The sequence below is a fragment of the Actinomadura sp. 3N407 genome (assembly GCF_052245875.1).
In the GTDB taxonomy this organism is placed as follows: domain Bacteria; phylum Actinomycetota; class Actinomycetes; order Streptosporangiales; family Streptosporangiaceae; genus Spirillospora.
Map to the genome: position 1 here is coordinate 1 of NZ_JBQQBP010000011.1, position 16079 is coordinate 16079.

The following is a 16079-nucleotide window of genomic DNA, read 5'->3' on the forward strand; positions in this document are numbered from 1 at the left end:
CGGATCACTCCTGCACTGGACCCGCAAAATGATCGAGATCCGGCAACGCCACCCCGTCTTCGGCGTCGGCTCCTACGTCGAACTCTCCGCCTCCAACCCCTCCGTCCTCGCCTTCACCCGCGAGATCGGCAATGGCGACAGCAACCAGTGGGGCGGCATGGACACCATCCTCTGCGTGAACAACCTGTCCCGGTTCCCGCAGCCCGTGGAACTGGACCTGCGGCGTTTCCGCGACTCCACCCCGATCGAATGCATGGGCGGCGTCCAGTTCCCCGCCATCGGCGACCTGCCCTACCTGCTGACCCTGCCCGGGCACGGCTTCTACTGGTTCCTGCTGCCGCCGCCGCCCGAGGAACGCGACCCGGGAGAAGGAGTGATGTGACCGTGCCGCCGCCCGACCAATCCCTCGCACGGCTCCTGGCCGGCTGGCTGCCACGCCAGCGGTGGTTCGGCGGCAAGGACGGTCCCGTCGACGCGTTGTCGATCGGCACCGCCACCGAACTGCGCACCGGCGACCCGGGCCTGCACCACCTCATCCTCGACGTCACCCAGGACGGCACCACCGACCACTACCAGCTGCTCCTCGGCGTCCGCCGCGACCTGCCCGAGCGGCTGCGCTCCTGCGTGATCGGACGGCCGGCGGGGGAACCGGGGATCACCGGTTACGTCTACGACGCCGCGTACGACCCGGAGCTCACCCGCCCGCTGCTGACCTACATGGCCAACGAGACGCTGGTCGGCCCGCTGCAGTTCCGCCGCGCGCCCGGCACCGGCGTCCGCACGGACCTGGAGGGGTTCCCCATCGGGGCCGAGCAGAGCAACACCTCGCTCGTCTTCGGCGACGCCTACATCTGCAAGCTGTTCCGCCGCCTCTCCCCCGGGGTCAACCCGGACCTGGAGGTCAACCTGGCGCTGTCCCGCGAGGGCTGCGAGCACATCGCCGCCGTGCACGGCTGGATCGAGCTGGAGCCGGGGGCGGGCGGCATCGGGAGCGCCGCCGGGGGCGAGCCCGTCACGCTGGCGCTGCTCTCGGAGTTCCTGCGCACCGCGACCGACGGCTGGCAGCTCGCCGTCACCAGCGTCCGCGACTGGTTCGCCCAGCCCGCCCCGCCCGGCCCGCCCGGGACGCCGGGCGGGTTCACGGCGGGCGACGCCGCGGCCGCCGGCGGCGACTTCGCCGCGGAGGCCGAGCGGCTCGGCGCGGCGACCGCGCAGGTGCACCGCGACCTCGCCGCCGCGTTCGGGGTGACGCAGGCGCCGGCCACGGCGCTGCGGGAGTCGGTCTTCGCGATGAACGAGCAGCTCGACGAGGTCAGCTCCGCCGTCCCCGAGATACGCCCGCACACCCGCGCGATCCGCGCGGTGTTCGACGAGGTCGCGGCTGAGGCGCGGACGCTGCCCGTCCAGCGCGTCCACGGCGACTACCACCTCGGCCAGGTGCTGCGCACCGACACCGGCTGGGTGCTGCTGGACTTCGAGGGCGAGCCGGCCCGCACTCCCGCCGAGCGGCGGGCGCCCGCGCATCCGCTGCGGGACGTCGCCGGGATGCTGCGCTCGTTCGAGTACGCGGCGAGGTTCCTGCTCGCGCGGGACGGGGACCTGCAGCCGGACACGGCCGAGGCGCTGGAGCTGCGCGCCCGCGCGTGGGCGGACCGGAACCGGGATGCGTTCTGCGCCGGCTACGCGGCGGCCGGCGGGCCCGACCCCGCCGCGCACGCGGCCCTGGTGCGGGCGTTCGAGTTCGACAAGGCGGTCTACGAGATCCGCTACGAGGCGCGGAACCGTCCGTCGTGGCTGCCCGTCCCCCTGCGGTCCCTGGCCCGCCTCGCCGGCTGACCCGGCGCCGGGCGGGCGTTCACAGGTCGATCGAGTAGTCGAGGACGACGCGGTCGGCGGGCAGCACGATGTCGCGGCAGACCTCCATCACACCGGCGCCCGACAGCAGCCGGCGGGTGATGGCCAGGACGGGCACCCCGCCGGTCATGCGGAGCGTCTCGGCCTCCTCCGGGGTCGGCATGCGGGAGCGGACGGCCTCCTCGACGCGGGTGGGCGGGTGGCCGAGATAGGCCAGCTGCGCGAGCGTCCCCCCGGGCCACGGCTCGCGCGCCGGGTCGGACACCGGGGTGTCGCCGACGAGGTCCCACGGCAGGTAGTTGACCGAGATCTGCTGCGGCTCGCCGCGGGCGTAGAAGACGAACCGGCGGCGCAGCAGCTCGGTGCCGGGCGGCAGCTCGAACAGCGCGCCGAGCTCGTCATCGGCCCGCACCCGGGTGAACTCCTTGTCGAGCCGGTACTCCTCCCAGGTGATCTCCTGGTCCCGGGTGAAGGTGGTCTCGGGGACCGCCATGGGGCGGGTCACCGCGCGGTACCGGTCCATCGCGACCCTGCGAGCAGGGGGAACGACCCGGACGAGGGTGCCGCCGCCGCGGCGGGTCTCGACCAGCCCCTCGCCGCGCAGCAGCGCGATGGCCTGCCGCACGACGATCTCGGAGACGCCGTGGGCCTCGCACAGCTCCGCGATGGTCGGCAGCCGCGTTCCCGGCGGGAGGCTGCCGTCCCGGATGCCCGCTCGCAGCGTGTCGGCGATGCGCAGGTAGGCGGGACGGTCCGGCACCGGCGTCACCTCCCCTTCCTCCGGACGCGCCGTCCGGCCGTTCGACATGGCGTTCGACGCGGTGTTCGATCCTGGCTCGCCCTCCCTCTCATCCATACCTTCCGCGCGCTATCCGCGGGGGCATGGTCCGCTTACGGACAGCTTGACACCTCTAAGACCGAGTACGACTTTTGTATACAGAAGAGCGGCCTCGGGGAAAGGACGACCTTGATGGGCGACTTCGATGATCTGAAGGCGGCCATCGAGGGGGAGTTTCCGGGTTGGCAGGTGTGGCGGAGCGACGCGGGACGCTGGTATGCGACCCGCAGCGGCGATCTCAGCGACTCCCAGCTCCAGGCGGGATATGCCAGGACGGTGGCCGCCGACGACTCCGCGGGGCTCCGCCGGCTGCTGCTCGACCAGACGCGCGAGGAGCGCGGGGACGGATGACGGGACACCGTTGGGGAACGGCGCGGCCCGGTCCGCGAGCGGGGGCGGACCGGGCCGGGACGTTCCGGTACGGCAGGTACCTGTGGCGCTCGGGTGACACAGGAGTGGAGCCCGGGGTGGCGGGGTGAATGTCACCACTGGGGCCAGGTAGACGTGACCGCACGGTCGGCACAATCGGCGCGACCCCCTCGACAAAGAGTCGTGCCGCCCGTGCGGTCGCACCGTCCTCCAGCCCCACCCACCGCCAACCGACCGACGAGCTCCCGCTCGACCACCGGTCCTCCAGCCCCGCCCGCTCGGCTACTTCCAAGCTCCCGGAAACAGGTGCGTTCCCGAAGTGAGACCGGCCGATCTCGGGGCACCTCTACTGAGGTGATGGCACTGGGACGGGAGGCCGTGAGGTCATGGCACGGGTGACGCGCGCGGAGATCGACCGGCTCGTCGGCGGCGACCACCACGATCCGCATGGGATCCTCGGGGCGCATCCCGGCCGCGACGGCGTGACGATCCGGGCGCTGCGGCCCCTCGCCGAGCGGGTCGAGGTCGTCCTGCCGAACGGCGACCGGCACCCGCTCCGCCACTTCCACGAGGGCCTGTTCACCGGCACGCTCCCGGACGGCTCGTCCCTGGCGGGCGACGACGGGGACAAGGCACCCCTCGCCGTCCCCGACTACCGGCTCGCCGTCACCTACGGGGACGGTGTCGAGACGCTCCAGGACGACCCGTACCGGCACCTGCCCACCCTCGGCGACCTCGACCTGCATCTGATCAGTGAGGGACGGCACGAGGAGCTGTGGCGGGCGCTCGGCGCGCAAGTCCGCAGCTACGCCTCCGCGTTCGGCACCGTGCACGGGACGGGTTTCGCGGTGTGGGCGCCGACGGCGCGAGGCGTTCGCGTGGTCGGCGACTTCAACCACTGGGACGGCCGCGCGTATCCGATGCGGTCGCTCGGCTCCACCGGCGTCTGGGAACTGTTCGTCCCCGGCATCGGTGACGGCATGTGCTACAAGTACGAGATCCTCGGCGCGGACGGTGTGTGGCGATCCAAGGCCGACCCGATGGCGCAGTGCACCGAGCGTCCTCCTGCGACGGCGTCCCGCGTCTACACCTCGTCCTATGAGTGGGGCGACGGCCAATGGATGGACGGCCGCAAGGAACACGACTGGTTGCACGAACCCATGAGCGCGTACGAGGTGCATCTCGGGTCGTGGCGCCCTGGGCTGGGTTACAAGGAACTGGCCGACGAACTGACCGAGTACGTCCGCGACATGGGCTTCACGCATGTGCAGCTGCTGCCGGTCGCCGAACACCCGTACGGCCCGTCCTGGGGCTATCAGGTGACGTCGTACTACGCGCCGACCGCACGGTTCGGAAGCCCGGACGACTTCCGGCATCTGGTCGATCGGCTCCACCAGGCCGGCATCGGCGTCCTCATGGACTGGGTGCCCGCCCACTTCCCCAAGGACGAATGGGCGCTGGCCCGGTTCGACGGCACCGCCCTGTACGAACACGACGATCCGGCGCGCGGCGAACACCCCGACTGGGGGACGCTCGTGTTCAACTTCGGGCGCGCCGAGGTCCGCAACTTCCTGGTGGCCAACGCGTCGTACTGGCTGGAGGAGTTCCACATCGACGGGCTGCGCGTGGACGCCGTCGCCTCGATGCTGTACCTGGACTACTCGCGCAACGAGGGCGAGTGGACGCCCAACATCTACGGCGGCCGCGAGAACCTGGAGGCCATCTCGTTCCTCCAGGAGATGAACGCGACCGTATACAAGCGCAGCCCGGGCGTCATGACGATCGCCGAGGAGTCGACGGCGTGGCCGGGCGTGTCCCGTCCCACCCATCTCGGCGGCCTCGGCTTCGGGTTCAAGTGGAACATGGGCTGGATGCACGACACGCTGGAGTACCTGCGCCACGAGCCGGTGTTCCGGCACTACCACCACAACGAGATCACGTTCTCGCTGGTGTACGCGTTCTCTGAGAACTACGTCCTGCCGCTGTCGCACGACGAGGTCGTCCATGGCAAGGGGTCGCTGCTGAGCAAGATGCCGGGCGACGCCTGGCAGCAGTTCGCCGGGCTGCGCGCCCTCCTCGCCTACATGTGGTCGCACCCCGGCAAGCAGCTCCTGTTCATGGGGCAGGAGTTCGGGCAGGGCGCCGAATGGGCGGAGGAACGTCCGCTCGACTGGTGGCTGCTGGAGAACGCCGCCGAGGGCGCCCACCACGTCGGCCTGCAGAGGCTCGTCCGCGAACTGAACCGCGCCTACCAGGGCGAGCCCGCGCTGTGGACGCGCGACAGCGACCACGAGGGGTTCCGCTGGATCGACGGCAACGACGCCGGCGGCAACACGTTGTCCTACCTGCGGTACGGCACGGCGCGGGACGGGGAGCCGCCGGTCCTCGCGTGCATCGTGAACTTCGCCGGGAATCCGCACGAGAACTACCGGCTGGGCCTGCCCCGCAAGGGCGGCTGGCGCGAGCTGGTCAACACCGACTCCTACGAGTACGGCGGCAGCGGCGTCGGGAACCTCGGCCGCGTCGAGGCGACCGCCGAACCCTGCCACGGTCTGCCCGCGTCCGCGATGCTGCGCGTCCCGCCTCTGGGCGCGGTATGGCTCGTGCCCGAGTAGCCCGTGCCTGGGCAGCCCGTGGGCAACCGGTACTTGGGCGGCCCGTGCCTGAATAGGCTGGCGGGATGGAAGCGCAGCGCCTGCACGTCGTCCCCGGCCAGTTCATCGTCGAGCATCTGCCGCACGCGACGTTCCCGGAGGACGACGACTGGATCGCGCTGATACGCGCCCCCGAGGGACTCACCGTGATCCGGGACGCGTCACCGTTCACCGAGACGGAACGCTGGGTCGGCTTCTACGGCGACGCCCGCCATGGCCTCCGCGTGCCCGGCACTCCGGCCGAGATCGTGGGCCCGCTCGCCGACGCCGAGATCCCGATCTTCGTGGCCTCCACCTACCACGCCGACCTCGTCCTCGTCCCCGAGCACCGGCGCAAGGAGGCGGCCGAGGCCCTGCGCGACGCCGGCCACCGCGTCGAGGACTGAGAGGTTCAGAGGTTCCAGAGGTTGCAGAGGTTCTAGAGGCGTTCGAGGAGCCAGCGCGGGCCGATGACGGCGGCGCCGGCCGCCTCGCAGCGGGCCCGCAGCTCCCGGTCGGCGGTCACCACCAGGTGGGCCGTGCCGGGCCCGGTCCCGCGCACGAGATCAACGATCTGGTCGTCGCCGCTGCCGGGCGCGGCCACGACCCGTACCCCGTTCGCCGGCTCGTCGGCGACGCGTCTCGCCGCCCCCTCCACGACCAGGACGACCTCGGGGAAGCAGCGGTCGAACCGGACGAGCCCGCCGGGCACACCGCTCACGCCCGCGCCCAGGGCCTTCAGGTCGTCGCGGAGCCTGGCGTTCGCTCCCGCGCGGTCCTTCCACCAGCCGTCGGCGCGCGAACCGACGACGTTCGCCGCGTCCACGACGAGCACGACGCCCGTCATCGCGTCCCGCAGCCGGGGCCAGGACCGCGCGAACGGCTCGAACAGCTTGCGGTCGGTGACGTCCTCGGCGCGCACCCATTCCGCGCGGCGCGTCTCACGCGACGCGGGCCGGACGGGCGGGAGTTCGGACAGCGACCCCATCACGGACGTGAACGACCAGCCGCCGTGGTCCTCGACGCTCGTGCCGTGCACGTTCACGATCCCGGTGTCGAGCGTGCACTCCTCGGACGTCTCCCGCAGGGCGCCCGTCACGGCGTCCTCGTGGCTGTGCAGCGCGCCGCCGAACATGCCCCACGTCCCGCCGCCGATCCCCCACCACGCGCGCTGCTGCAACAGGACCCACACCTGGCCGCCGGGGTCGCGGTGGTAGGCCAGCAGCCCGGCCGCACCGAACCGTCCCCAGTGCGTGTGCCCGAGCCCGCAGCCGGCCCAGCCGTCGCCGTCTCCCATGCGACGACAATATCCGCTGGACGTCATCCGTCCGCCGAGCCAAGTACGGTTGACGAGTCGTTGGGGACGACACCCGCCGACCATGCCCGAGGAGCCCGCCGATGCCCGCCCACCCGCTGGACCACGACGATCCGCGCACGATCGGCCGCTACCGGCTGACCGGGCGCCTCGGCGAGGGCGGCCAGGGCGTCGTCTACCTCGGGGAGGGGCCGTCCGGGGAACGCGTCGCCGTCAAGATGCTCAAGACCACCGACGCCGCGGCCCGCGGCCGTTTCGCGCGCGAGATGCAGGCCGCCCGGCAGGTCGCCCCGTTCTGCACCGCCGCCGTCCTCGACTCGTCGGCGGGCGGAGAGGCGCCCTACGTCGTCAGCGAGTTCATCGACGGGCCGTCCCTCCAGCAGCGCGTCGTGGAGAACGGGCCGCTGCGCGGCGGCGACCTGGAACGGCTGGCCGTGAACACCGCGAGCGCGCTGGCGGCGATCCACGGCGCGGGGATCGTCCACCGCGACTTGAAGCCCGCCAACGTGCTGCTCGGCCCGGACGGCCCGCGCGTCGTCGACTTCGGCATCGCCCGGGCCATCGACGCCGAGACCCACACCCAGCTCGTCGGCACCCCGGCGTACTTCGCCCCCGAATGGCTGGACGGGCATCCGCCGACGGACAGGTCGGACGTCTTCGCCTGGGCGGGCACCATCGTGTACGCGGCCACCGGGCATCCGCCGTTCGGCCCGGCGACCAGCATCCCGGCCACCATGCACCGCATCGCCAACGGGGAGCCCGATCTCGGCGGGGTGCCGCCCTCGCTGCTCCCCCTGCTCACCGAGTGCCTCGCGAAGGACCCGGCCCGCCGCCCGGCCGCCCGCGACCTGATGGTCCGCCTCGTCGACCCGTCCGCCACGGCCGGGCCCGGAGCCTGGGCGCAGCCGCCGCCTCCCCCGGCCGGTCAGGGCCACCCGCCCGCGGCCTACGGGCCCACGGAGCCCAACAACCCCGGCCCGGGCCCCGGCGCCGAACCCCGCCGGCGTCGCGGCCGCGCGATCGCGGGAGTGGTCGGCGGCGCCGCGGCCATCGCCGTCGTCGCGATCGCCGCGACGGCGCTCATCCTCGCGAACACCGACAACGAAGGCACCCCCGGCCCCGGCCGTTCGACGAGCGCCGCCGACGGGACGACGCCGCCCCCGCAGACGAGGGGGCCCACGGAGACGACATCGGCGTCCCCGAGCGACGGCCCGGATGGCGCCGCGAAGGTTCCCGCCGGCTTCGCCGGCATCTGGACGGGCACGGTCACCCAGACCGGCGGGCTGACCGTGGGCGACACCAGCACAAAGGTGACGATCACCCTGGCGGCGGGCACCACGGGCGGCACGTCCGACTACCCCGACTGGGGCTGCCACGACACGCTGACCGTCACGAGCGCGTCCGACACGACCGTCCAGTTCCAGGAGACCCCCGAGAACGCGCAGGGGAACCAGGGTTTCTGCGTCGGCGGCACCCTGACGCTCAGGAAGGTGGCGGACGGGCTGGAGTACACGTCCCCGGGAATCGGCACCACCAGGGGCACCCTCCGCAAGTCCGGCTGAAGCCGCGGCCGGGGCGGCGCCCGTGACGAACGGCACAGCACCGGGCCCGCGATACCGAATACCATTCGAAGGTCGGTTGTGATCAAGGAGTGCGAGTTGAGCGTCGAGGCGAGCCCGGAGGCCCTGCAGGAGGCCGCCGATCTGTGGAACACGCTGTCCGGCGTGGACTTCATCCGGGCGATGCGGGACAAGCGGCTCCCCGAGATCTCCGACATCAGCGACTACATCGGGCAGGTCGTCACGGCCGCCGACCCGGGCCGGGTGGAGATCTCCTGGACGCCCGCCGAGAAGCTGTGCAACCCGGGCGGCATCGTCCACGGCGGCTACATCGCGATGATCCTCGACAACGCGGTCTGCCTCGCCGCGAGCAGCACGTGCGACCGTTTCCTGCCGATGCTCACGCTCAACCTGAACATCGACTACCTGCGCGCTGTCCAGTCCGGCCAGACCCACACGGTGACCGGGACGTGCGTGCACCCCGGCAGCACCCGCATGGTCGCCAACGCGGTGATCGCCGACACGCGAGGGCGTCCGGTGGCGCAGGCGTCGGCGAGCGTCATCCCCAACAAGGCGTTCATGCGCTGACCCGCGCCTGGTCCTTACGGCGGAGGCCGCCTGGACCAGCGGCGCAGGAACACCCGCACCCGAACGCATAGGCTGGGTCCATGGTGGATCCCGGCACAGTCGTCAACATCATCAAACAGGCCCGCGACCGGCGGACGGCCCCGCTGATCCTCGAACTGGACCTCACCGAGGGCATCGTGGAGACCGCGCCGTCCGATCCCATCTCGGCGATCCTGTCCATGCGCCGCACGAACCTGCGGGACGTCCTGGACGGGCTGCGCCGCGCCCGCTCCGACAGCCGGGTGCGCGCCCTCGTCGTGAAGGTCAGCGGCGGCATCGGGCTGGCGCTCGTCCAGGAGCTGCGGGAGGCCGTGCAGGCGCTGCGGGACGCCGGCAAGCTCACCGTCGCGTGGGCGGAGACGTACGGCGAGAGCGGCCGCGGCACCGTCCCGTACTACCTGGCCACCGGCTTCGACAAGGTCTACCTGCAGCCCACCGGCGAGGTCGGCCTGGTCGGCATGGCGCTCGAAGAGCCGTTCTTCGCGGGCGCCCTGGAGAAGGCGGGCGTCCAGCCGCGGTTCGGCCAGCGTCACGAGTACAAGACCATGGCGAACGCGTTCATGGAGAAGACCTACACGCCCGAGCACGAGGAGTCGTCGCAGCGCCTCGTCGCCTCGATCGGCGAGCAGATCACCGCCGCCGTCGCCGCCGCCCGCGGCCTCCCCGAGGACAAGGTCCGGGAGCTGACCGACCGCGGCCCCTTCCTCGCCGGCGAGGCGCTGGAGGAGAACCTCGTCGACCACCTCGCCTACCGCGACGAGGTCTACGCCGACCTGCGCAAGGAGTTCGGCGAGGACGCCCAGCTCCGGTATGTCGCCCGCTACAGCCGCGCGCACGGCCTCGCGAGCCGCCTCCCGCAGCCCGGCAGGCAGGACGCCATCGCGCTGATCAACGGGCACGGCCCGATCCGGCTCGGCCGCAGCGGCCGCGGCGGCCCGCTCCCCAGCTCCGGCCCCGCGATGGGGTCGGACACGATCGGCGCGGCGTTCCGCGCCGCCGTGAAGGACGACAACGTCAAGGCGATCGTCTTCCGGGTCAACAGCCCCGGCGGCTCCGCCGTCGCGTCCGACGCGATCTGGCGGGAGGTCGTCCTGGCCCGCCGTGCCGGCAAGCCCGTGATCGTGTCGATGGGCAACGTCGCCGCGTCCGGCGGCTACTACGTCGCGATGGCCGCGGACACGATCGTCGCGCAGCCCGGCACCATCACCGGCTCGATCGGCGTCGTCACCGGCAAGGCCGTGGTGAACGGCCTCCTGGACCGCATCGGCATCACGCTCGGGAGCGTCGCGAACGGCGACCACGCCCGCATGTCGAGCGCCACGAAGGACTTCAGCGACTCCGAGTGGGAACGCGTCAACGCCTCCCTCGACAAGATCTACGACGACTTCACCTCACGGGTCGCGGAGGGCCGCGGTCTGTCGCGCGACCGCGTCCACGAGCTGGCCCGCGGCCGCGTCTGGACGGGCGCCGACGCCGAGGAGCGCGGTCTCGTCGACGAACTGGGCGGCATCGACCGGGCCCTCGACGTGGCCCGCAAGAAGGCCGGTCTCGCCACCGACGCCCCTGTCCGGGTCTACCCGCACACCTCGCCGCTGGAGCGTCTGCGCCCGCCGGAGTCCAGCGAGGACCGCGCCGCCGCCTCGGCCCGCTTCGACGCCTGGGGTTCCCTGGGCGGCCTCGCCGCCCGCCTCGGCCTGCCCGCCGCCGGCCCGCTCACCCTGCCCGGCACCTGGGAGATCCGCTGACCGCCGGCACCGATTTCGTCGAGGCCGTCGCCGGCTTCGCGACGGGCGTCGTCGTCCTGACCGTCCGTGACGGCCGCGACGACCTCGGCACGACGGTGACCTCGTTCATGTCGGTGTCGCTGGACCCGCCGACGGTGGTGGCGAGCGTGGCGACGTCCTCCTACCTGACGGAGGTCCTGAACCGGCAGAGCCGCTGGGCCGCGACCGTCCTGTCCTCGGGCCAGCGCGCCCTGGCCGGACGCTTCGCCGCCGAGGGGCGCCCCAGCGCCCGCATCCTCCTCGCCGGCGAACCCCATCACCGTGGCGACCACTCGGACGCGCTGATCCCGGAAACAGGCCAGAGCGCCATGGAATGCGAAACCCGCCGGACCGTCGAGGCCGGCGACCACACCCTCTTCATCGCCGAGGTCCTCTCCGCGGACTACATAACCCGCGACCAGGAACCCCTGATAAGGGTCAACCGCCGCTACCTGACCTGAGCACCGGCCTTCCAGACGGCGGCCGACTGGGGGACGCCGGGGCGGTAGGCGAGGTGGATGTGGGACGGGGCGTCCAGGACGTGGACATCGGCGCGGGCGCCGGGGGTCAGGTGCCCGACGTCGGTGCGGCGTAGGGCGCGGGCGCCGCCCGCCGTGGCGGACCAGACGGCCTCGGCGGGGGTCATGTGCATGTCGCGGACGGCGACGGCGACGCAGAACGCCATGCTGGAGCTGTAGCAGGAGCCGGGGTTGCAGTCGGTGGCGAGCGCGACGGCGGCACCCGCGTCCAGGAGTCTGCGGGCGTCGGGGTAGGGCTGGCGGGTGGAGAACTCGACGCCCGGCAGGAGTGTCGCGACGGTCTGGGAGGACGCCAGGTCGTCCACGTCGGCGTCGCTGAGGAACGTGCAGTGGTCGGCGGACGCGGCGTCCAGTTCGACGGCGAGCCGCACGGCGGGGCCCTGGGTGAGCTGGTTCGCGTGCAGGCGGGGACTCAAGCCCGCTTTGACCCCGGCTTGCAGGACTTCGCGTGCCTGGTCGGCGTCGAAGGCGCCTTGTTCGCAGAAGACGTCCACCCAGCGGGCGTGGGGGGCGCAGGCCGAGAGCATGTCGGTCGCGGCCAGGCGCGTGTAGGCGGCGGCGTCGTCCTCGTATTCCGCGGGGACGATGTGGGCGCCCAGGTAGGTGACCTCGTCCGCCAGTTCGGCGGCGATGCGGACGGCGCGCTCCTCCTGGTCGACGGTGAGGCCGTAGCCCGACTTGCATTCGACGGTCGTGGTGCCCTGGCGCGCCATCTCGGTGATCAGGCGGCGGACGTTGGCGCGGAGGTCGTCGTCGGACGCGGCGCGGGTGCGTTCGACGGTCGTGCGGATGCCGCCCGCGGCGTACTTGCGGCCGCTCATCCGGGCGGCGAACTCCTCGGCGCGTTCACCGGCGAAGACGAGGTGGGCGTGGGAGTCGACGAAGCCGGGCAGGACGGCCCGGCCGGCGGCGTCGAAGGACGCGTCGGCGGCGGGGGCGTCCCGGGACGGGCCCGTCCACGCGACCCGGCCGTCCTCGATCACCAGGGCGGCGTCGCGGACGATGCCGAGGCCGCCGAGGGCGGGGTCGTTGGTGACCAGTTCCCCGATGTTCGCGATGAGGGTGCTTCCGGTGCCAGTGGTGCTCACCCGGGCAGGATCTCACGCCGCGACGCGCAGCCAGGCGTCGGCGGACCCGGTGCCGCGGGTCAGGCGCAGCCGCCAGCAGCCGGGCTCGTCGAGGCGGTAGCCCACGCCCCACTCGTCGCCGGGACGGTGGTAGCTGCTGCCGCCGTGCCGTTCCGGTCCCCAGAGGACGGGGCGGTCACGGCCGTCGGGCCCGGTCGTCGTGGCCCGCAGGGGTTCCGATCCGGTCACCCGCCAGACGATCTTGAGTTCCCGCCCGGCGCGCAGCGGCGGATACCCGCCCGGCACCATGATCAGGCCCCGCGCCCGGATCCCGTTCCCGGTGGCGCGGACCTCCGGCAGCCCGTCACCGCCGTACGGGGCGACCGGTGACGCCGGGCGGCATCCCGGCGCCCCGTCGGGGCCCTGGGGACCGGTGGCCGCCGTCGCGCCGGCGGTCTCCGGTGAGCGGTCGGGCGGCGCCGCGCCGCCGTCCCGCCCACCGGCCGAGCATCCGGCGGCGGCCAGAAGGACGACACAGGCCACCGCCCGCGCGAGCGGCCCCGCGGCCGTCAGCGGCGGAGCGCCTCCGCCTCCAGGACCGGGTTCCCGCCCCGCCGCAGCGTCCGCACCTCCACGACGCCGCGCTCTACGGAGAAGACCTCGACGACCTGGCGGGTGTGGCTGCCCGCGGCGCCGTGCTCCATCCGCACACCGGGTCCCACGCGCAGCGAGGTGCACTTGAAGTGGATGGCGTAGACGTTCTGCGGCTCGCCTCCGACGACGGCGTCGCACACCATCACCTTCTTCGTTCCGTCATTCATGTCCTGCACGACCGCGACCCCGTGGTCGGTCGGCAGGTGGTAGTCCGAACTCATCTAACCGTCCCTTTCTGATGTACGTGCGGATCTCGGTCATAGCGGGCGGACGGGTGAGACGCCCTCGCTGTCGATGCCGAACATCACCTGCTTCCAGTCGCCGGTGAACGAGTAGATCCCGCCGGACGTGGTGACGCCGAGCCTCGACGGGACCCTGGTGACGTCCACGTGCCGGCGCACCCGTCCCATCGAGTGGACGCCTTCCATGTCGCGCCAGAGCGAGATGTTGAGCAGCGTCCGGGTGCGCCAGCCGACCAGCAGCGACGTTCCGAGGAACCCGGTCGCGCGGCGCCGCACGTCCCGCGCCATCCGTTTGTGGAGGACGATGAGGAGGAGGAGCTTCCACAGGCCGGGGCACTCGAACCTCGTCACCACGATCACCCCCTCCGCGGAGGTCAGATCGCCTGGGCGGCCGTCACGGCCGCGAGCGTCACCAGGGCCGTCCCGGACAGGGCGCGGATCGATCTCAGCCAAAGCCGTTCCCTTCTCGTGCCCATCTCGGTCATCGCGGGGGTGAAGCGGACGCTCCACAGCACGACGCCGAGATTGGACAGCAGCGCCATGCCGATCATCACGGGCGCCGCCATCCACGGGTCCAGCAGCACGACGGCGGCGATCGTGACCCACACCAGCGACACCGCCTTCTGCGTGGTGACGAGCAGGCCGAGGTCGAAACCCCAGACCACGCCGCGGAACCCGGGCGCCAGCCGGTGCACGAGCACCTGCGGGACCTGCCGCCACACATGGGGCGTGCGGCCGGCGAGGTCGGCGAGACCGAAACCGAGCGCCACCGTCGCCAGGGCCAGCGCCCGCGGCGTCTCCGGCAGCACCTCCCGCGCCCCGCGCCCCACCACGTACAGCAGCAGGGCCACGAGCATTCCCGACAGCACGCCGCCCAGCGCCAGGCCGGCCAGGAAGCGCGCGCCGTCCGCCGGACGGCGGCGCATCAGGGGGCCGGAGACTCCGGCCATCGACCGGCCTCATGGGCTCAGGACGTGCAGGACCGCGCCGATCCCGCCGATGACAAGCCAGACGACCATGCGGGTCCCGTCAGTTGTAGCGGCAGTCCATGGCCGAGTGCTGCTTGCCGCTGTAGTACGCCTCGCAGCAGGAGCAGTGCAGGTAGGCGCTCATGGCACAGCCCCAGATGTAGTCCGCGTTGTTCCGGCAGGTGGAGATGGAGATGTTGGGGCATACAAGGAGGTTGCAGCAGTTCCTGCGGCAGATGGCGTAGGCGGGTTCCGACCGGCCGAACACCGCCGATGCGGCGGTCAGGCCGCCCGCGCCCAGGGCGCCGAGGAACCCCCGGCGCGCGAACCTCGTCGCGGCTCCGCCGACGCGTTTGCCTGTCAGCGCGCTCATGCCACTCCCTTCGGTTGGTTGACCATCGTTCTCAGCCCTTGGACGTCCTGGAAGACCAGGGCGGACTCGAGCCGCCCGCCGCGCACGACCAGCGCGGTCGGGCTCATCCGGACGTTGAACTCGTCGGCGACCCATTCGCCGCCCTCGTCGACGTAGTGCGCGAGCCGGTGCAGCCCGTACTGCTGGACGAAGCGTTCGCCGCGCGCCCGTTCCGCGGTGGAGACGACGACGGCCATGTCGCCTCCGGCGCCCCGGTCGAGTTCCTCCGAGAGCTGCTGGGCGACGTCCTTGCAGGTCGAGCAGGCGGTGCTGAGCACCAGGACGGGATGGGCCGCGTCGATTCCGGCGGCCCCGGCGGCTCCGGCGGCGGACAGGCCGGAGAGTTCGGCGGGCCACCTCGCGGGCTCCACGCCGAGCCGCGCGTCCTCCAGCGGCCAGATCTCGGGATCGCGGGCGGCGGCCGCCTCGCGTTCGGTCGGCAGCCGCGAGGTCAGCTCGCCGAACATCGCGAAGAGCAGCACGACCGCCGCCACAAGGATCAGCAGCACGGCGCCGAAGAAGATCTCCATCATGCGGGTGGTTCCTCCGTCTATCGCGATGCGGGCAGGGGGCGGGTGAAGTCCTTGACGAGGCCGCGGTGCGCCCAGAGGCACAGCAGCAGCGCGCCGCCGGACAACCCCGTGCTGGCCTGGAAGAAGTACGTCGTGGCGCCGCCGATCCCCGACACCAGGTTCACCGCCGGGACCGCCATGAGCAGCACCCCGACGACGATGTTGAACGGGCCGAGGGGCCGGTCGGCGGAGCCGCCGAAGCAGCCGCAGGCGGTGCGGCCGCCGCGCAGCAGTCCCATGGCGCCGGCCAGCGCGAACGCCGCGCCCAGGACGCCCGTGGCCCATGCGGCGGCCGGCCGTGTGGCGGCGGCGGTCAGCGACAGCGCCGTCAGCAGTTCCACCGCGGCGAACACGCGCACATGACGGGCGGTGACCCCTCTTCCCGGCAGCCGGAGGAGTTCGTTCAAAGATCGTCCGAGCTGGACCGGAGAAACGGTCTTGGCGACGCCCGCGACGAAAAGAATGGAGGCCGCCGCGGAGTTCACGGCGACCGGAAGCAGATCGTGAACAGTCATTGACCGACCGGCCTAACGCGGTTTCTGCGAGCTCGTCGACGAACTCGCATGGCTAATCGGGAGCTAATTCATTCGCTGTGATCTTTGTAACCCAGCTTGATCACCGCGTCAATGCACATTCTGGAGGGAGGAGAATTGAGTCGGTTGCTCAA

The 16079-nt window shown here is 72.3% G+C and carries 19 protein-coding genes; 9 read left to right on the forward strand and 10 right to left on the reverse strand.

What is annotated here, in order from left to right; translation table 11 throughout:
* Together ACTWPP_RS26125 and ACTWPP_RS26130 are read left to right on the forward strand one after the other, a co-directional pair.
* The coding region (locus ACTWPP_RS26125) for an alpha-glucosidase C-terminal domain-containing protein (RefSeq protein ID WP_443107002.1) at positions 1-382 on the forward strand (382 nt) is incomplete at its 5' end.
* A complete protein-coding gene (locus tag ACTWPP_RS26130; protein ID WP_443107003.1) occupies positions 379-1836 on the forward strand; it encodes a maltokinase N-terminal cap-like domain-containing protein in 1458 nt (485 codons plus the stop codon). The genes ACTWPP_RS26125 and ACTWPP_RS26130, both read left to right, overlap by 4 nt.
* Positions 1837-1855: 19 nt before the next feature.
* On the opposite strand, the gene ACTWPP_RS26135 is transcribed toward ACTWPP_RS26130, so the two are convergent.
* Positions 1856-2623 (reverse strand): GntR family transcriptional regulator, encoded by a 768-nt coding sequence (locus ACTWPP_RS26135; RefSeq protein ID WP_443107004.1) that lies wholly within the window; start codon positions 2621-2623, stop codon positions 1856-1858.
* A 201-nt stretch (positions 2624-2824) separates the two neighbouring features.
* Here ACTWPP_RS26135 and ACTWPP_RS26140 point away from each other — a divergent pair, with 201 nt between their 5' ends.
* From ACTWPP_RS26140 to ACTWPP_RS26150, 3 genes are all read left to right on the forward strand, one after another.
* Positions 2825-3043, forward strand: coding sequence for a hypothetical protein (locus tag ACTWPP_RS26140; protein ID WP_443107005.1), 219 nt, complete (start codon positions 2825-2827; stop codon positions 3041-3043).
* 404 nt (positions 3044-3447) lie between these two features.
* Positions 3448-5676, forward strand: a complete 2229-nt coding sequence (gene glgB, locus ACTWPP_RS26145) for a 1,4-alpha-glucan branching protein GlgB (protein WP_443107006.1) — start codon at positions 3448-3450, stop codon at positions 5674-5676.
* A 65-nt stretch (positions 5677-5741) separates the two neighbouring features.
* Entirely contained in the window at positions 5742-6101 is a 360-nt protein-coding gene (locus ACTWPP_RS26150) for an ACT domain-containing protein (protein WP_443107007.1), read from the forward strand.
* Positions 6102-6133: 32 nt separating this feature from the next.
* Here the strand turns inward: ACTWPP_RS26150 and ACTWPP_RS26155 are convergent, their stop codons facing one another.
* Positions 6134-6991: an NUDIX domain-containing protein gene (locus ACTWPP_RS26155; protein WP_443107008.1), complete on the reverse strand. Its 858-nt coding sequence runs from the start codon at positions 6989-6991 to the stop codon at positions 6134-6136.
* A gap of 101 nt (positions 6992-7092) precedes the next feature.
* Here ACTWPP_RS26155 and ACTWPP_RS26160 point away from each other — a divergent pair, with 101 nt between their 5' ends.
* The 4 genes from ACTWPP_RS26160 to ACTWPP_RS26175 all read left to right on the forward strand — a co-directional run bounded on the left by ACTWPP_RS26160 (position 7093) and on the right by ACTWPP_RS26175 (position 11419).
* On the forward strand, positions 7093-8571 hold the full coding sequence (locus ACTWPP_RS26160; protein WP_443107009.1) for a serine/threonine-protein kinase: 1479 nt from the start codon (positions 7093-7095) through the stop codon (positions 8569-8571).
* Positions 8572-8667: 96 nt separating this feature from the next.
* Positions 8668-9156: a PaaI family thioesterase gene (locus ACTWPP_RS26165; RefSeq protein ID WP_443107010.1), complete on the forward strand. Its 489-nt coding sequence runs from the start codon at positions 8668-8670 to the stop codon at positions 9154-9156.
* Between the two features lie 80 nt (positions 9157-9236).
* Entirely contained in the window at positions 9237-10940 is a 1704-nt protein-coding gene (gene sppA / locus ACTWPP_RS26170) for a signal peptide peptidase SppA (protein WP_443107011.1), read from the forward strand.
* 56 nt (positions 10941-10996) lie between these two features.
* On the forward strand, positions 10997-11419 hold the full coding sequence (locus tag ACTWPP_RS26175) for a flavin reductase family protein (RefSeq protein ID WP_443107252.1): 423 nt from the start codon (positions 10997-10999) through the stop codon (positions 11417-11419).
* On the opposite strand, the gene hutI is transcribed toward ACTWPP_RS26175, so the two are convergent.
* The 8 genes from hutI to ACTWPP_RS26215 form a co-directional block, all read right to left on the reverse strand.
* Positions 11407-12585, reverse strand: a complete 1179-nt coding sequence (gene hutI / locus ACTWPP_RS26180; RefSeq protein WP_443107012.1) for an imidazolonepropionase — start codon at positions 12583-12585, stop codon at positions 11407-11409. The genes ACTWPP_RS26175 and hutI overlap by 13 nt on opposite strands.
* A 12-nt stretch (positions 12586-12597) precedes the next feature.
* The gene (locus tag ACTWPP_RS26185) at positions 12598-13107 is read right to left on the reverse strand and encodes a hypothetical protein (protein ID WP_443107013.1); all 510 of its coding nucleotides are present in this window, start codon (positions 13105-13107) and stop codon (positions 12598-12600) included.
* 26 nt (positions 13108-13133) lie between these two features.
* Complete coding sequence (locus ACTWPP_RS26190) at positions 13134-13439, reverse strand: hypothetical protein (protein WP_443107014.1); 306 nt, start codon at positions 13437-13439, stop codon at positions 13134-13136.
* A 36-nt stretch (positions 13440-13475) separates the two neighbouring features.
* On the reverse strand, positions 13476-13811 hold the full coding sequence (locus ACTWPP_RS26195) for a hypothetical protein (protein WP_443107015.1): 336 nt from the start codon (positions 13809-13811) through the stop codon (positions 13476-13478).
* 23 nt (positions 13812-13834) lie between these two features.
* Positions 13835-14410 (reverse strand): hypothetical protein, encoded by a 576-nt coding sequence (locus tag ACTWPP_RS26200; protein WP_443107016.1) that lies wholly within the window; start codon positions 14408-14410, stop codon positions 13835-13837.
* Positions 14411-14489: 79 nt separating this feature from the next.
* Positions 14490-14801, reverse strand: coding sequence for a twin-arginine translocation signal domain-containing protein (locus tag ACTWPP_RS26205; RefSeq protein ID WP_443107017.1), 312 nt, complete (start codon positions 14799-14801; stop codon positions 14490-14492).
* Positions 14798-15373, reverse strand: a complete 576-nt coding sequence (locus ACTWPP_RS26210; RefSeq protein ID WP_443107018.1) for a hypothetical protein — start codon at positions 15371-15373, stop codon at positions 14798-14800. The genes ACTWPP_RS26205 and ACTWPP_RS26210 overlap by 4 nt, the downstream gene beginning before the upstream one ends.
* A 17-nt stretch (positions 15374-15390) precedes the next feature.
* Complete coding sequence (locus ACTWPP_RS26215) at positions 15391-15927, reverse strand: MauE/DoxX family redox-associated membrane protein (RefSeq protein WP_443107019.1); 537 nt, start codon at positions 15925-15927, stop codon at positions 15391-15393.
* Between the last annotated feature and the right edge of the window lie 152 nt (positions 15928-16079).

What these genes read in the sequence shown, in the direction of transcription:
- ACTWPP_RS26140 (WP_443107005.1), top strand. Translation starts at nt 2,825, where the DNA reads ATGGGCGACTTCGATGATCTGAAGGCGGCCATCGAGGGGGAGTTTCCG.
- glgB (WP_443107006.1), top strand. Translation starts at nt 3,448, where the DNA reads ATGGCACGGGTGACGCGCGCGGAGATCGACCGGCTCGTCGGCGGCGAC.
- ACTWPP_RS26150 (WP_443107007.1), top strand. Translation starts at nt 5,742, where the DNA reads ATGGAAGCGCAGCGCCTGCACGTCGTCCCCGGCCAGTTCATCGTCGAG.
- ACTWPP_RS26155 (WP_443107008.1), bottom strand. Translation starts at nt 6,991, where the DNA reads ATGGGAGACGGCGACGGCTGGGCCGGCTGCGGGCTCGGGCACACGCAC.
- ACTWPP_RS26160 (WP_443107009.1), top strand. Translation starts at nt 7,093, where the DNA reads ATGCCCGCCCACCCGCTGGACCACGACGATCCGCGCACGATCGGCCGC.
- sppA (WP_443107011.1), top strand. Translation starts at nt 9,237, where the DNA reads ATGGTGGATCCCGGCACAGTCGTCAACATCATCAAACAGGCCCGCGAC.
- ACTWPP_RS26190 (WP_443107014.1), bottom strand. Translation starts at nt 13,439, where the DNA reads ATGAGTTCGGACTACCACCTGCCGACCGACCACGGGGTCGCGGTCGTG.
- ACTWPP_RS26200 (WP_443107016.1), bottom strand. Translation starts at nt 14,410, where the DNA reads ATGGCCGGAGTCTCCGGCCCCCTGATGCGCCGCCGTCCGGCGGACGGC.
- ACTWPP_RS26205 (WP_443107017.1), bottom strand. Translation starts at nt 14,801, where the DNA reads ATGAGCGCGCTGACAGGCAAACGCGTCGGCGGAGCCGCGACGAGGTTC.
- ACTWPP_RS26210 (WP_443107018.1), bottom strand. Translation starts at nt 15,373, where the DNA reads ATGATGGAGATCTTCTTCGGCGCCGTGCTGCTGATCCTTGTGGCGGCG.
- ACTWPP_RS26215 (WP_443107019.1), bottom strand. Translation starts at nt 15,927, where the DNA reads ATGACTGTTCACGATCTGCTTCCGGTCGCCGTGAACTCCGCGGCGGCC.